The organism is Pseudonocardia sp. KRD291 (assembly GCF_019263595.1).
GTDB lineage: Bacteria > Actinomycetota > Actinomycetes > Mycobacteriales > Pseudonocardiaceae > Pseudonocardia.
Genome location: NZ_JADQDD010000162.1, coordinates 1 through 14,192 on the forward strand (window position 1 = coordinate 1; position 14,192 = coordinate 14,192).

Sequence of the window (14,192 nt, forward strand, 5' to 3'; positions counted from 1 at the left end):
GTCATGCTTCACGAGTTCCGTCCACAACGTGGTTCGGGCATCCCCAGGTCAGGGATTGCGGGGTCTTTTCGTGGCGTCGGCGGTGACGATCGGGGGGTGACCCTGGCTCGTTCGCCGCATCTGGCCTCGCAGTTCCCCGACGGGGTGGCGTCTCGTGCGCAGCTTCGGGCGCTCGGTATCGCCGACTCGACGATCTCCCGGCGCTGCCGTCCGGGAGGTCCCTGGCAGTCGCCGGTGCCGGGGCAGATCGTCCTCGGGTCGGGAGCGTTGACGCGTCGGCAGAAGTGCCGCGTCGGACTGGGTTTCGCAGGTCCGGGGGCGATCCTCACCGGTGCGGTCGCCCTGTCGCTGCACGGGGCGCGGCGCAACACCGGCGACGGGTCGTTGCAGGTACTGATCCCGGCTCGTCGGGCCGTGCACAGCAGGAGCTTCGTCGTCGTCACCCGAACCGGACGAATGCCGGAGCCCGGGCGGCGCCACGGTCTCCCGGTGGCTCCGGTGGCGCGGTGCCTGGCCGACCTGGCCGCGCGATCGAAGGACCGCGACGAGATGCGCGCCGTGTTCGCCGACGCCATCCAGCACGGGATCTGCCAGGTCGAGGACCTGGCGGCCGAGCTGGACGAGATCCACCGGCCGTCGACGGCGCTGGCCCGGGCCGTACTGAGCGAGGTGACCGACGGGGTCCGCAGCACGGCGGAGGCGTGGGCTCGCGACCTCGTCGCCCGGTCCGGCCTTCCGGTCCCGGAGTGGAACGTCGAGCTGGTCGGTCCGGACGGTCGGTCCCTCGGCGTGGTCGACGCCTACTGGCGCGAGGTGGGGCTCGCCTGGGAGATCCAGTCCGAGACGTTCCATCTCAGCCCGGAGGCGCTCGACCGAGACGTCACGAAGCTGGCGGGGCTCGCGGCCTGCGGGGTGGCCGTCGTCCCGACGATGGCAGGCCGGCTACGCAGCGAGCCGCGCACCGTCGTAGAGGCTCTCGGCAACGCCTACGCGGCCGCCGCGGCCTCACCGACTCCGCTGGTCCAGGCCCGCCTCCACCGCCGCGCGGCGCGGCAGTCGTGAAGCACAACGCGCGCCGCGCGCTCGTCGTGCTTCACAAGTGCATCTCTGATCCGGCGGTGGGGGCTGCGGGGAGAGGGGTCAGCGGCGGCGGACGGTGCGCTGGACGCTGCGCATCTTCGCGCCCTGGGGCATCGGGCCCTTCGGAAGCGCTGCGCTGCGGGAGCCCAGGGCGTTGAGCTTCGACTCCAGGGTGTCCATCTCGGCGGCGGTGATGTTGCGGGGGAGCTTCATCAGGTGCCGCTGCAGGCCCTTGAGCGGGACCTGGCCCTCGTCGTTGCCGACGGTGACGTCGTAGATCGGGGTCTTGCCCGCGACACGGGCGGTGCGCTTCTTCTCCTGCGCGAGGAGCTGCTTGACCCGGTGCGGGGCGCCCTCGGCGACGAAGATGATCCCGGGCCGGCCGATGACCCGGTGCACGGCGTCGAGGTGCGTGGTGCCGGCGATGCCCTGGCTCACCCGCCACTGGCCACGCAGGTTGTCCAACGCCCAGCCTGCGGCGCCGGGCTGCCCCTCGGCCTTGCCGTAGACGGAGCGCTGCACCCGCCGTCCGAAGATCGCGATGGCGGCCATGATGCCGATCGCCACGCCGAACACGACGAACGTCCACGCCGTCACCGACGCGAAGAAGAAGAAGCCGACCAGGCTGAGGATCACGATCGGAGCGATCAGCACCCCGAGCATGATCGGGATCAGCAGCTTGTCCTCGCGGCGCTGCATCTGGAACGCCTGCCAGATCTGCTGACGACGCTGCTTCGACGCGGCGCGCTTCTGCGCCTTCGCCGCCTTCTTCTCTTCCGCGGTGGGCTTGCCGGCCATGTGCCCAGCCTACGTGCCCGCTGTGATCATCGGTGCCCCAGGTCAGAGCGCCCGGGATTCAGGATCGGGCGAGCAACGAGCTGGCCTCCTGCGACGCCGGACCGGACTCGGTCAGGTGCGCGAGGTCGGGGGAGAGCTCCTGGCCGCGGTGCGCCACGGTCTGCGCGTAGAGCCGGCCCGCCCGGTAGGACGAGCGGACCAGCGGCCCGGCCATCACCCCGGCGAAACCGATCTCCTCGGCGGCCTTCGAGTGCTCGACGAACTCCTCCGGCTTGACCCAGCGCTCCACCGGGTGGTGGCGCTTGCTCGGGCGCAGGTACTGCGTGATCGTGATGATCTCGCAGCCGGCGTCGTGCAGGTCCTGCAGCGCCTCGGTGACCTCGGACGGGGTCTCGCCCATGCCGAGGATCAGGTTGGACTTGGTCACCAGGCCCTGCGCGCGGGCCTTCGTGATGACCTCGAGCGAGCGCTCGTAGCGGAACGCCGGGCGGATCCGCTTGAAGATCCGCGGGACCGTCTCCAGGTTGTGCGCGAGCACCTCGGGGCGGGTGTCGAACACCTCGTTCAGCTGCACGTCGATCGAGTTGAAGTCCGGGATCAACAGCTCGACGCCGGTGCCCGGGTTCATCGCGTGGATCTGCCGCACGGTCTCGGCGTAGAGCCAGGCGCCGCCGTCGTCGAGGTCGTCGCGGGCGACGCCGGTGACGGTGGAGTAGCGCAGGCCCATCTGCGCCACGGACTCGGCGACCCGGCGCGGCTCGTCGCGGTCCAGATCGGCCGGCTTACCGGTGTCGATCTGGCAGAAGTCACAGCGCCGGGTGCACTGCTCGCCGCCGATCAGGAACGTGGCCTCCCGGTCCTCCCAGCACTCGTAGATGTTGGGACAGCCGGCCTCCTCGCACACCGTGTGCAGGCCGCCGGCGCGGACCAGGCCCTTGAGCTCGGTGTACTGCGGGCCGGTACGGGCCTTGGTGCGGATCCAGGCGGGCTTGCGCTCGATCGGTGTCTCGCTGTTGCGGACCTCGAGACGCAGGAGCTTGCGACCTTCGGGTGCGATAGTCACGCCCTACACGGTACGCCCGATCATCACTGCGGATCGGGCCGGACACCGGTGGCGTGGGCCGTCACACGCCACAGCCGGGCGGCCAGGTCCGGGTCCTGCGCGGCCCGGCTGCGGCGCGCCGGACCGGGCGGTCCGTGGATCTCCCCGATGCCGGTCGGGCCGAGGTAGTCGCCGCCGTGCACCGGGGCGGCGAGCGCGGCCAGCTGCGGCGCGACACCGTCGGCGACCGGCTGGGTGAGCAGCCGCTCGGTCGGCCGGAACACCTGCGCGGTCAGCGTGCTGCCGCGGCGCAGGCCGTTGCCCAGCAGCTGCGACTCGGTCATGCCGGGGTGGGCCGCGACCGAGATGACCGGGTCCCCGGACAGGCGCAGCCGCCGGTCCAGCTCGGCGGCGAAGAGCAGGTTCGCCAGCTTGGACGCGCCGTAGGCGGCGTTCGGTCGGTACCGGCGGTGCTCCCAGGCCAGGTCGTCGAGGTCCAGGGCGGCGCTGCGGTGCCCGAGGCTGGAGGTGGTCACCACCCGCGACGGCCGGTCGGGCGCGCCCGCGCCGCGCAGCGCCGGCATCAGCTGCCAGGTCAGCGCGGCCGGGCCGAGGTGGTTGGTGCCGATCTGCAGCTCGAACCCGTCGGCCGTGTGCAGCAGCGGGCCCATCGCGACGCCGGCGTTGTTGAGCAGCGCGTCGAGCCGGTCGCCGGTGCGCTCCCGGACGTCGGCGACGGCGGCGCGCACCGAGGTCAGGTCGGCCAGGTCCAGGCCGACCAGCTCGGCGGTGCCGGGGCCGCCGGGCATCGTGTCGATCGCGGCCCGTCCGCGTTCGGGGTCGCGCACCGCCATCAGCACCCGCGCCCCGGCGCGCACCAGCTCCGTCGACGCGGCCAGGCCCAGCCCGGAGTTCGCGCCGGTCACCAGCACGGATCGTCCGGACAGCTCGTCGGAGGCCCAGGGGTGCCATCTGCTCACCCGCCGAACCCTATGGCCGTGCGCCGCGCCGCAGGCAGGCGCACCCGCTAGCGTTGCCCGTCGTGGACTTCCGGATCTTCACCGAGCCCCAGCAGGGCGCCACCTACTCCGACCTGCTCCGCGTCGCGCGCACGACCGAGGACGCGGGCTTCGACGCGTTCTTCCGCTCCGACCACTTCCTCGCGATGGGCGACGGCAGCGGCGAGCCCGGCCCCACCGACGCGTGGCTGACCCTGGCCGCACTGGCCCGCGAGACCAGCCGGATCCGGCTCGGCACCCTGGTCAGCTCCGCGACGTTCCGGCTGCCCGGACCGCTCGCGGTGGCCGTCGCGCAGGTCGACGAGATGTCCGGCGGGCGCGTCGAGCTCGGCCTGGGCTCGGGCTGGTTCGACGCCGAGCACGCCGCGTACGGGATCCCGTTCCCGGCGCTGGGCGAGCGTTTCGAGCGCTACACCGAGCAGCTGGAGATCATCACCGGGCTGTGGGCGACGGCGCCGGGGGAGAAGTTCGACTACTCCGGGGACCACTACACGATCACCGGCTCGCCGGCCCTGCCGCGGCCGGTGCAGACGCCGGGCCCGCCGATCGTGCTGGGCGGGATGGGACCGAAGCGCACGCCGGGGCTGGCCGCGCGGTTCGCCGCCGAGTTCAACGTCCCGTTCGCGCCGATCGACCGTGCCGTCGAGCAGTTCGAGCGGGTGGACCGGGCGTGCGAGGAGGTGGGCCGGGACCCGGGGACGGTCGTCCGCTCGACCGCGCAGATGCTCTGCCTGGGCCGCGACGAGGCCGAGGTGAAGAGCAGGGCCGCCGCGGTCGGGCGCGACGTCGCCGACGTCCGCAACACCGCCCTCGGCGGCACCCCCGGCGAGCTGGTGGACGTCCTGGGCCAGTGGCGCGACGACGCCCGCGTCGACCGGGTCTACCTGCAGATCCTCGACCTGTCCGACCTGGCGCACATCGAGGCGTTCGCGTCCGACGTGCTGCCGCAGCTGGGATAGCTCAGCGCAGCGACGGGTGCAGCTGCAGGTCCAGGCCCGCCGCGGCGGGCGCCTGTGGCCGGGCGACCTCGTGCGGGCGCACCGGCAGGCGACCGTCGAGGGCGTCGAGCACGGACGCCGTGACGACGTCGAGCACCTCGTCCACGCCGACGTCACGGCCCAGCTCGGCCGACAGCGAGCTGACCCCGGCGTCGGCGATCCCGCAGGGCACGATCCGGCCGAAGTCGCCGAGGTCCGGGTTCGCGTTGAGCGAGAACCCGTGCTGGGTGACCCCGCCCTGCACGCGCACGCCGATCGCGGCGACCTTGCGCTCGGGACGCCCGGGCCCGGCCGGCAGCCAGACGCCGCTGCGCCCGTCGACCCGACCGGCGCCGGTGATCCCGAGCCCGTCCACGACGGTGATCAGCGCCTCCTCCAGGCGCCGCACGTAGTCCACGACGTCCATCGGCTCGGACAGCGCCACGATCGGGTAGCCGACCAGCTGGCCCGGCCCGTGCCAGGTGATCCGCCCGCCGCGGTCGACGTCGACCACCGGGGTGCCGTCGGTCGGCCGGTCCTCCGGCTGGGTGCGCCGTCCGGCCGTGTAGACCGGCGGGTGCTCGAGCAGCATCAGCACGTCCGGCCCGGTGCCCTCGCGACGCGCGGTCGCGTTGCGCCGCTGGGTGTCCCACGCCTGCTGGTACTCCACCCGCCCCAGCCGGTCCACCCGGACCGGATCGGAGCTGCGGCGGCAGGGCGACTGTGCGTCTGGCATGGCCTCGAACCTACGCCCGTCCGAGCGCGGAGAGCACGGCCCGTGCGGCGCGGCGGCCGCTGACCAGCGCGCCCTGCGTGGACGGGGTGTCGCGGTGGTCGCCCGCGACGAACAGCCCGTCGCCCAGCTCGACGTCCCGGCGCACCGGGCGCCCGGCGGGGAACAGCGGCAGCGCCTCGGGGACCTCCGCGGTGTGCACGTGCTCCCAGTCGTCGGTCGCGACGCCGTAGATCCGGGCCAGCTCGCGCCGGACGCCGGCCTCGTCGACCCCGTCCGGGCCCGGGACCCCGAGCACCGACGACGCCACCAGCGGACGTCCGCTCGCCGAGTAGCCCGGCGCCGCGGCCGTCATCACCATCGTGTTGACGACCGGTCCGCCGGTGCCGTCCAGGTGCAGCAGCGCCTCCCCGGTCGGGGCGACCGGCGGCGTGTGGAACCAGGTGGTCAGCGCGTTCATCGTGGGCTCGGCGACACCGGGCAGCAGCGACGCCGCCGTGCGTGGATCGGCCGCGACCAGCACCGCGCGGGCGGTGCGCGCGCCGTGGTCGGTGCGCACCGAAGGACGGGAACCGCCCGTCACCTCGTGCACCCGCACCCCGAGCTCGACCGTGCCCTCGGGCAGGCCGGCGGCCAGGCGCCGCGGCAGCGCCTCCATGCCGTCGTCCGGGACGACGATCGTGCCGAGCGCGAAGCTGCGCCAGACCAGACGCACGAACGCCGACGACGTCGCCAGCGCGGACTCACCCAGCACCCCGGAGAGGAACGGGCGCAGGAACCGGTCGGTGACCGGCCCGCCGAGCCCGGCCGCGGCCAGGTCGTCGGCTCCGGAGGACCGGATGTGCCCCGCGGTCCGCGACGGCGGGGAGGCCAGCACGCGCGCCGTCCAGGCGATGAGGCGGGCCTTGTCCAGCGGGCCGAACAGGTCGTCCAGGGCGGTGGCCGGGGCGCCGGCGGGGCGTCGCAGCGGGTTGACGAAGCGGTGCAGCTCCCCGTCCCCGGCCCGGATCGCGGCGCCCGGCTCGAACGCGCGCGCACCGAGGGAGTCCAGCCCGTGCGGGGCCAGCGCCGCGTGCAGCGCGGGGTAGGAGGTGTTGAGGACCTGGAAGCCGCGGTCGCAGCGGAACCCGTCCACGACGTCGGTCGCCACCCGGCCGCCGACCCGGTCGGAGGCCTCCAGGACCCGCACCGACAGCCCACCGCGGTGCAGCACCCGGGCGGCGCGCAGCCCGGCCAGCCCGGCCCCGACGACCAGGACGTCCGGGGTGTCCTCGCCGTGGGGACTCACGTGCCGACCGCGGCGGACAACGCGTCGCCGACGGTGTGGTGGCGGAACTGGAACCCGGCGTCGAGCAGGGCCTTCGGTACCGCCCGCTGCCCCATGAGCAGCGTCTCCCGGCCCAGCTCGCCGAGACCGGCCGTGATCACGAACGCGGGCACGGCCAGCGGCGTCGGGCGTCCGACGGCGTGCCCGAGCTCGGTGGTGAACTCGGCGTTGGTGACCGGGACCGGCCCGGTCAGGTTGGCCGGGCCGCGCAGCGTGTCGTTCTCCACGGCGAAGCGGATCGCGGCGACCTCGTCGTCCAGCGAGATCCAGGGCATGTACTGCTCACCGGAGCCCAGGCGGGCGCCGAGGAACCCCTTGAACAGGGGGCGCACCCGGGCCAGCAGCCCGCCGGACGGCGAGAGCACCAGGCCGGTGCGGACCAGCACGACCCGGGCGCCCGCGTCGGACGCGGGAGCCGTGGCGGCCTCCCAGTCACGGCAGACGTCGGCCAGGAACCCGCTGCCGGACGGGCCGGACTCGTCGGTCTCGCGGTCGCCGGTGTCGCCGTAGTAGCCCACCGCCGACCCGCTGACCAGCGTCGGGACCCCGTGCCGGGCCACCGCGGTGGCCAGCACGTCGGTCGGCACATTGCGGGAGTCGCGCACCGCCTGCTTGCGCGCCCCGCTCCACGGCCGCTCGGCGATGCCGACGCCGCCCAGGTTCACCACCGCGTCCGCGCCGTCCAGCGCGCCGTCGTCCAGCCGGCCCGACGGTGGGTCCCAGCCCCGCTCGTCGGGGGCGGCGGGGGCACGCCGGACCAGGCGCAGCACCTCGTGCCCGGCCCCCCGCAGGTGGGCGACCAGGGCCGTTCCGATCAGACCGGACGAACCGGCCACCACGACTCGCACGCCGACGATCCTTCCGGAGGCCCACCGAACGCGCGAGCCGGGGTGGCCGAATGCGAACGAGCGTGATGTTCGTCGCGTCGACCGCCACGAACATCACGCTCGTTGCGCCTCACAAACCGAGTTCCGCCTCGAACGCGCCTTCCTCCAGGCGGGCCCGGACCGCGGAGAGGAACCGGCCCGCGTCCGCGCCGTCGACCAGGCGGTGGTCGTAGGTCAGCGGCAGGAAGCACACCGAGCGGACGGCGATCACGTCGTCGCCCTCGGCGCTGGTGATGACCTTCGGCTCCTTGCTGATCGCCCCGGTACCCAGGATGCCGACCTGGGGCTGGTTGATGATCGGGGTGTCGAACAGCGCGCCCGCCGACCCGATGTTGGTGATCGTGAAGGTGCCGCCGGAGAGCTCGTCCGGACCGATCTTGTTGTCGCGGGTGCGGGCCGCGACGTCGGCGATGTTCTTGGCCAGCCCGGCCAGGCTCAGGTCGTCGGCGTTCTTGATCACCGGGACCAGCAGCCCGCGCGGGGTGTCCACGGCGATGCCCAGGTGCACCGCGCCGTGGTAGGTGACCTGCTTGCCGTCCTCGCTGATCGAGGCGTTGACGGCCGGGAACGCCTTGAGCGCCTCGACCGTGGCCTTGGCGATGAACCCGAGGTAGGTCAGGTTCGCGCCCTCGCGACGGCGGAACTCGTCCTTGACCCGGGCGCGCAGCTTCGCGATCCGTGTGAGGTCGACCTCCTGGACGGTGGTCAGCTGCGCCGACACCGCGAGCGACTCGGTCATCCGCTGCGCGATCACCTGACGCAGGCGCGGCAGCTTGACCGTGCTGCCCGGCTCGGGCGCGTTGTCCGGGCGGGTCGGCACCGCCTGCGGGGACTTCGGCGCGGACCCGCTGCCGGAGCCGGCCGCCGCCGCCGGGGCGGGCTCGGACGAGGCCGCCGGGGCCTTCGCCGACTCGGCCGCGGCGAGCACGTCCTGCTTGCGGATCCGGCCGCCGACACCGCTGCCGGTGACCGTCGACAGGTCGATGCCGTTCTCCTGGGCCAGCTTGCGGACCAGGGGCGTGACGTAGGGACGGTCGCCGGGGGAGCCGTTGTCGCCGCCGGAGGCGGGCGCGGAGCTCTGCCGGGTGGCGTCCTCCTGTGCGGGCGCCTTCTCCTGCGTCCGGGCCGCGTTGTCCTTCGCGTCCGGGGCGTCGTCGGCGGGCGCGGACTTCTCCTCCGACTTCGGGGAGGGCTTCTGCTCGGCCTGCGGGGCGGGCTCGGCCTTCTTCTCCGGCTCGGCCTTCTTCTCGGGCTCCGGCTCCGAGGACCCGCCGCCCGACGGCGCGGCGTTCGCGTCCCCGATGACGGCCAGCTGCCCGCCGACCTCGACCGTGTCGTCCTCGTTCGCGGAGTGCTCGAGCACGGTGCCCGCGATCGGGGAGGGGATCTCGGTGTCGACCTTGTCGGTCGAGACCTCGAGCAGCGGCTCGTCGACCGCGACCTCGTCGCCGACCTGCTTGAGCCAGCGGGTGACGGTGCCCTCGGTGACGCTCTCGCCCAGCTCGGGCATGGTCACCGGCGTCCCGGAGCCGCCGCCGGAGGAACCACCCGACGATCCGCCCGAGGACCCGGACGACGCCGCGGCCGGCTCCGGCTCGCTCTCCTGCTTCGCCGGGGCCTCCTCCTGGGCGGGCTCCTCGGCGGGAGCCTCGGCCTCGGCGGGCTCCTCGGACTTCTCCTCACCGCCGGAGGACTCGCCTCCTCCGCCGGAGCCGTCGCCGATCACGGCGAGGTCGCCGCCGACCTCGACGGTGTCGTCCTCGGCGGCGACGATCCGCTCGAGGGTGCCCGCAGCGGGCGAGGGGATCTCGGTGTCCACCTTGTCCGTGGAGACCTCGAGCAACGGCTCGTCGACCTCGACGGTGTCACCCTCGGCCTTGAGCCAACGGGTGACGGTGCCCTCGGTGACACTCTCGCCCAGGGCGGGCATCTGAACGGTGAAGGCCATATCGGGTCGAGCTCCTCTTTCCGCGTGGGTGTTCGGGGTCGTGGGTGGCTGGGTCAGCCGTGGGTGTGCAGTGGCTTCCCGGCCAGGGCCAGGTGGGCCTCGCCGAGCGCCTCGTTCTGCGTGGGGTGGGCATGGACGAGCGCGGCGACGTCCGCGGGGAGCGCCTCCCAGTTGTAGACGAGCTGGGCCTCGCCGACCAGCTCACCGACCCGCGAGCCGACCATGTGCACGCCGACGACGGGCCCGTCGGTCCCCTCCGCGCCGGCCTTGATCAGCTTGACGGCCCCGGCGGTCTGCAGGATCTGCGACTTGCCGTTGCCGCCCAGGTCGTAGGTCACGGTCTGTACCTCGCCGTGCTGCTCGCGGGCCGCGACCTCGGTGAGGCCGACCGAGGCGACCTCGGGGTCGCAGTAGGTGACCCGCGGGAGCCCGGCCTCGGCCACCGGGTCGGGGGAGAGCCCGGCGGCGTCCTCGGCGACGAAGATCCCGTGCGCGAACCCGCGGTGCGCCAGCTGCAGCCCGTGGGTGATGTCGCCGACGGCGTAGACGCCGTCGAGGTTCGTGCGCAGGCGCTCGTCGACGGTGACGAACCCGCCGTCCATGGCGAGGCCGGCGTCGGAGTAGCCGTGCCCGGTGGTGTTCGGGCCGCGTCCCACGGCGACCAGCAGCAGGTCGGCCTCGATCTCCTCGCCGGACTCCAGGGTGACGGTGACGGCGTCGGGGGTCTGCGTCGCGCCGGTGAACCGCACGCCGGTCTTGGACTTGATCCGGCGACGGCGGAACGCGCGCTCGAGCAGCGTCGAGGCGAACTCGTCCTCGGCCGGGACCAGCCGGGGCAGCGCCTCGACGATCGTGACCTCGGCGCCGAACGAGCGCCAGACACTGGCGAACTCGACACCGATCACGCCGCCGCCGAGGACCACCACCCGCTCCGGCACCTCGTCCAGCGAGATCGCCCGGTCCGAGGTGACGATCCGGCCGCCGAGCTCGAGCCCGGGCAGGCTGCGGGCGTAGGAGCCGGTGGCGAGCACCACGTCCGTACCGGTGTAGTGATCGTCACCCACGACCACGGTGCGCGGTCCGACGAACGTCCCGGCCCCGCCGACGACGGTGATCCCGCGCGCGGCCACGAGCCCCTGCAGGCCCTTGTACAGCTTGGCGACCACGCCGTCCTTGTAGGTGTTCACGCCGGTCATGTCGATGCCGTCGAGCGTCGAGCGCACCCCGACCTTCGCGCCGTCGCGGGCGTGGTCGGCCACCTCGGCGGCGTGCAGAAGCGCCTTGGTGGGGATGCAGCCGCGGTGCAGGCAGGTGCCGCCGAGCTTGTCCTTCTCGACCAGGACGACCGAGAGACCCAGCTCCGCCGCGCGCAGCGCGCAGGCGTACCCGCCCGATCCACCGCCCAGGATCACCAGGTCGGCAGTGTGCTCGGCCACCGTGCTCGCTCCCTCCCGGGTCACCGGCATCGAGCCCGTGACCACACGCGACGCCCATCTTGTCACTCCCGCCCGTCACCGCCAGGTGGGGCGTCGGGAGCGAATCGGGCCCCTCGCACGTTGCAGGGGGAGATCACGCGCGCCGGAGGTGGCTCCTGCGCCGGAGAAGGCGGAGGTGGGTGGCATGGGTCTGCTGGACAGGTTCCGGCCGGGGCGGACCGGGAAGGCGGCCAGGGCCGTCGGCTCGGAGTCCGAGGCGCACCTGCGCGAGTGGGCGGGCGCCCGGATCGGGGTGGAGGCCTTCGTGGAGCCCTCGACCCTGGTCACCGAGACCACGGTCGTGCTGGTCGCCCACGACGGCGAGTGGACGCGCCGGCGGGTCGGCAGCCCGAACCGGGCGAAGAAGCTCGCCCGGTCGATGAAGATCCCGATCTACGACGTGCAGCTGATGGGCTACCCGCAGCGGATGCGCGACCACGACTCGCGCGAGCGGATCCTGCGCAAGCGATCCCGTGAGCAGGACCTGCGCCGGCGCCTGGCCGACGAGAGCTGAGCCCACGAGGGGCTCAGCGCAGGGAACGCGCCTTGCGGGCGCCGACCGCCCGCATCGCCGGCTCGAGGCGCAGCATCGGGCCGGGGGCGAGCGCGGTCAGCCGCATCATCGCGCCGCGCCAGCCCGGCAGCGTCCGGTAGACCCGCGAGGTACCGAACATCCCGACCAGCTCCCGCGCCACCTGCTCCGAGGTGACCAGCGTCCCGGAGCGGACCAGCGCCTGGGCCTGCCCGCCGGGCTTCATCGAGCGGAGCAGGTCGGTGTTGACGCCGTCCGGGCAGATCGCGTGCACCCGGATCCCCTCGGCGCGGACCTCCGAGGCCAGCCCGGACACCATCGACAGCGCCCCCGCCTTGGACGCCGCGTAGACCGAGAGTCCGGGCACCGGGCCGAGCGCGGACAGCGACACGGTCACCCCGATCTCGCCGCCGCGTGCCGTCCCGGCGGCCGACTGCTCGCGGAAGGCCGCGACGGCGGCGCGGGCACCCCAGACCGGCCCCAGCGTGTTGATCTCGATGAGCGCACGGGCGTGCGCCTCGCTCAGCTCGGTGACCGCACCGTCGAAGCCGACCCCCGCGTTGCTCACCCATGCGCCCAGCGGGGCCAGCTCGCGGGCCCGCGTCGCGACGTCGTGGGCGGCCGCGGGGTCGGTGACGTCGTAGGCGCAGCCGCCTGCGGCGCCGATCCGGTCCGCGGTGGCCTGCGCCGCCGCGGCGTCGAGATCGGTCACCAGTACCCGGTAGCCGCGCGCCACCAGCTCGGTGGCGATCGCCTCGCCGATGCCCCGTGCGGCGCCGGTGACCACGGCGGAACGGGGCGCGTGCGGGGGGACGACATGTTCGCTGCGACCGGTCATGGCGCGCAGTATGCCGCGCGAAGTTACCCGTGGGTAGCCCCCGTCGTGGCGGGCCCGGCGCGTGCCGGGCCCGGGTCAGCCGTGGGCGGCGATGTCCTCCAGGACCGCGTGGATGGTGCGCACCGGGACGCCGGTGCCGCCCTTGGTCGTGTAGCCGCGCGCGCCGCCCGGGTTGAAGGCCGGGCCTGCGACGTCGAGGTGCGCCCACGGCAGGCCGGCCGGGACGAACTCGCGCAGGAACAGCCCGGCCGCGAGCATCCCGCCGAAGCGGTGCCCGGTGACGTTGGCGATGTCGGCGACGCGCGAGTCCAGCTCGGAGCGCAGGTGCTCGGGCAGCGGCATCGCCCAGCCGTCCTCGCCGGTGGCGATCGCGTGCGCGGTGACCCGGTCCCGGAACTGTTCGGCGCCCATGATCCCGGCGGTGCGCATGCCGAGCGCGACCTCCTGGGCGCCGGTCAGGGTGGAGGTCTCGATCAGGTAGTCGGGGGAGTCCTCGCCGGCGCGGACGATCGCGTCGCCCAGCACGAGTCGTCCCTCGGCGTCGGTGTTGAGCACCTCGACGGTCTTGCCGCCGTACATGGTGAGCACGTCGCCGGGCCGGTAGGCGGTGTCCGAGGGCATGTTCTCGGCCATCGGCACGGTCGCGGTGACGGCCACCGGCAGCTGCAGGCGGGCGGCCAGCACGGTCGCCGCGATCACCGCCGCGGCGCCACCCATGTCCGAGGTCATGTGGTCCATGTTGGCGGCGGGCTTGATCGAGATCCCGCCGGTGTCGAACGTGATCCCCTTGCCGACGAGCGCGACGCTCGCGCGCGGCGACGTACCGCCGTTCCAGGTCAGCCGGACCAGCCGCGGCCCGCGCGACGAGCCCTGCCCGACGCCGGTGATCCCGCCGTAGCCGCCCTCGCGCAGCGCTGCGTCGTCGAGCACCTCGACGCCCAGGCCGGCGTCCTCGGCCAGCGCGACGGCCCGCGCCGCGAACGACTCGGGGTACAGCGCCGACGGCGGCGTGTTGACCAGGTCGCGGGCCGTGCGCACGGCGTCGGCGACCAGACCGGCGCGCCGCACCGTCTCCTCGTCGGTACCGGTCACCTCGAGCAGCGCGGCGGGCGCCGAGGCGGCGTCGGCCCTGGAGCGGAACTCGTCGAACACATAGCCGCCGAGCACGGCGCCCTGCACCGCGGCCTCGGCGTCGACGGCACCGAGCGTGCTGACGACGTGCGCGCTGCCGGCCAGCGCCCGGGCCGCGGAGCCGGCCGCGCGGCGCACCACGTCACCGTTCGCCTCGCCGGGCTTGCCCAGGCCGACGGCGAGCAGCAGCGGCGCGGACACGGCACCGCGGGTCGGGAGCTTGACGACCTGCTCGGCCTTGCCGGTGGCCCCGACCGTCGCCAGCAGCGCCACGAGCTCGCCGCCGAACGCCGCGTCGACGTCCTCGGATCCGGGCGCGAGGACGGGCGCGGGCTTGGGCGCGCCCTCCTTCGCCGCCTCGTCGGAGCCGTTCTCCCCGGCGTACAGGCCGATCACCAGGGCGTC

Annotated in this window: 13 protein-coding genes; 3 read left to right on the forward strand and 10 right to left on the reverse strand. The window is 74.2% G+C overall.

What is annotated here, in order from left to right; translation table 11 throughout:
• Positions 1-96: 96 nt before the first annotated feature.
• On the forward strand, positions 97-1,062 hold the full coding sequence (locus tag I4I78_RS20635; RefSeq protein WP_218613088.1) for a hypothetical protein: 966 nt from the start codon (positions 97-99) through the stop codon (positions 1,060-1,062).
• 78 nt (positions 1,063-1,140) lie between these two features.
• On the opposite strand, the gene I4I78_RS20640 is transcribed toward I4I78_RS20635, so the two are convergent.
• The 3 genes from I4I78_RS20640 to I4I78_RS20650 are packed head-to-tail and all read right to left on the reverse strand — an operon-like array spanning position 1,141 to position 3,900.
• On the reverse strand, positions 1,141-1,878 hold the full coding sequence (locus tag I4I78_RS20640) for a DUF4191 domain-containing protein (protein WP_218613089.1): 738 nt from the start codon (positions 1,876-1,878) through the stop codon (positions 1,141-1,143).
• 58 nt (positions 1,879-1,936) lie between these two features.
• The gene (lipA, locus tag I4I78_RS20645) at positions 1,937-2,941 is read right to left on the reverse strand and encodes a lipoyl synthase (protein WP_218613090.1); all 1,005 of its coding nucleotides are present in this window, start codon (positions 2,939-2,941) and stop codon (positions 1,937-1,939) included.
• Between the two features lie 23 nt (positions 2,942-2,964).
• The gene (locus tag I4I78_RS20650) at positions 2,965-3,900 is read right to left on the reverse strand and encodes an SDR family NAD(P)-dependent oxidoreductase (protein ID WP_218613091.1); all 936 of its coding nucleotides are present in this window, start codon (positions 3,898-3,900) and stop codon (positions 2,965-2,967) included.
• Positions 3,901-3,962: 62 nt separating this feature from the next.
• Between I4I78_RS20650 and I4I78_RS20655 the strand changes: the two genes are divergently transcribed.
• A complete protein-coding gene (locus I4I78_RS20655; protein ID WP_218613092.1) occupies positions 3,963-4,898 on the forward strand; it encodes an LLM class F420-dependent oxidoreductase in 936 nt (311 codons plus the stop codon).
• A gap of 1 nt (position 4,899) precedes the next feature.
• Here the strand turns inward: I4I78_RS20655 and lipB are convergent, their stop codons facing one another.
• The 5 genes from lipB to lpdA form a co-directional block, all read right to left on the reverse strand.
• Positions 4,900-5,652: a lipoyl(octanoyl) transferase LipB gene (gene lipB, locus I4I78_RS20660; RefSeq protein ID WP_218613093.1), complete on the reverse strand. Its 753-nt coding sequence runs from the start codon at positions 5,650-5,652 to the stop codon at positions 4,900-4,902.
• Between the two features lie 10 nt (positions 5,653-5,662).
• Entirely contained in the window at positions 5,663-6,937 is a 1,275-nt protein-coding gene (locus I4I78_RS20665) for an NAD(P)/FAD-dependent oxidoreductase (RefSeq protein WP_218613094.1), read from the reverse strand.
• Positions 6,934-7,824 (reverse strand): TIGR01777 family oxidoreductase, encoded by an 891-nt coding sequence (locus tag I4I78_RS20670; protein WP_218613095.1) that lies wholly within the window; start codon positions 7,822-7,824, stop codon positions 6,934-6,936. The genes I4I78_RS20665 and I4I78_RS20670 overlap by 4 nt, the downstream gene beginning before the upstream one ends.
• 109 nt (positions 7,825-7,933) lie before the next feature.
• On the reverse strand, positions 7,934-9,811 hold the full coding sequence (sucB, locus tag I4I78_RS20675; protein WP_218613096.1) for a 2-oxoglutarate dehydrogenase, E2 component, dihydrolipoamide succinyltransferase: 1,878 nt from the start codon (positions 9,809-9,811) through the stop codon (positions 7,934-7,936).
• 53 nt (positions 9,812-9,864) lie between these two features.
• Positions 9,865-11,247 (reverse strand): dihydrolipoyl dehydrogenase, encoded by a 1,383-nt coding sequence (gene lpdA, locus I4I78_RS20680; protein ID WP_218613097.1) that lies wholly within the window; start codon positions 11,245-11,247, stop codon positions 9,865-9,867.
• A 184-nt stretch (positions 11,248-11,431) separates the two neighbouring features.
• On the opposite strand from lpdA, the gene I4I78_RS20685 reads away from it, so the two are divergent.
• The gene (locus tag I4I78_RS20685; RefSeq protein ID WP_218613098.1) at positions 11,432-11,800 is read left to right on the forward strand and encodes an oxidoreductase; all 369 of its coding nucleotides are present in this window, start codon (positions 11,432-11,434) and stop codon (positions 11,798-11,800) included.
• 13 nt (positions 11,801-11,813) lie between these two features.
• Here I4I78_RS20685 and I4I78_RS20690 read toward each other — a convergent pair whose 3' ends face one another.
• Both I4I78_RS20690 and I4I78_RS20695 read right to left on the reverse strand, forming a co-directional pair.
• Positions 11,814-12,656: an SDR family oxidoreductase gene (locus tag I4I78_RS20690; protein ID WP_218613099.1), complete on the reverse strand. Its 843-nt coding sequence runs from the start codon at positions 12,654-12,656 to the stop codon at positions 11,814-11,816.
• A gap of 75 nt (positions 12,657-12,731) precedes the next feature.
• On the reverse strand, positions 12,732-14,192 hold a 1,461-nt coding region (locus I4I78_RS20695), incomplete at its 5' end, for a leucyl aminopeptidase (RefSeq protein WP_218613100.1).

Excerpts from the sequence above, each read along its gene's own strand:
- sucB (WP_218613096.1), bottom strand. The coding sequence starts at position 9,811 with ATGGCCTTCACCGTTCAGATGCCCGCCCTGGGCGAGAGTGTCACCGAG.
- lipB (WP_218613093.1), bottom strand. The coding sequence starts at position 5,652 with ATGCCAGACGCACAGTCGCCCTGCCGCCGCAGCTCCGATCCGGTCCGG.
- I4I78_RS20690 (WP_218613099.1), bottom strand. The coding sequence starts at position 12,656 with ATGACCGGTCGCAGCGAACATGTCGTCCCCCCGCACGCGCCCCGTTCC.
- I4I78_RS20685 (WP_218613098.1), top strand. The coding sequence starts at position 11,432 with ATGGGTCTGCTGGACAGGTTCCGGCCGGGGCGGACCGGGAAGGCGGCC.
- I4I78_RS20640 (WP_218613089.1), bottom strand. The coding sequence starts at position 1,878 with ATGGCCGGCAAGCCCACCGCGGAAGAGAAGAAGGCGGCGAAGGCGCAG.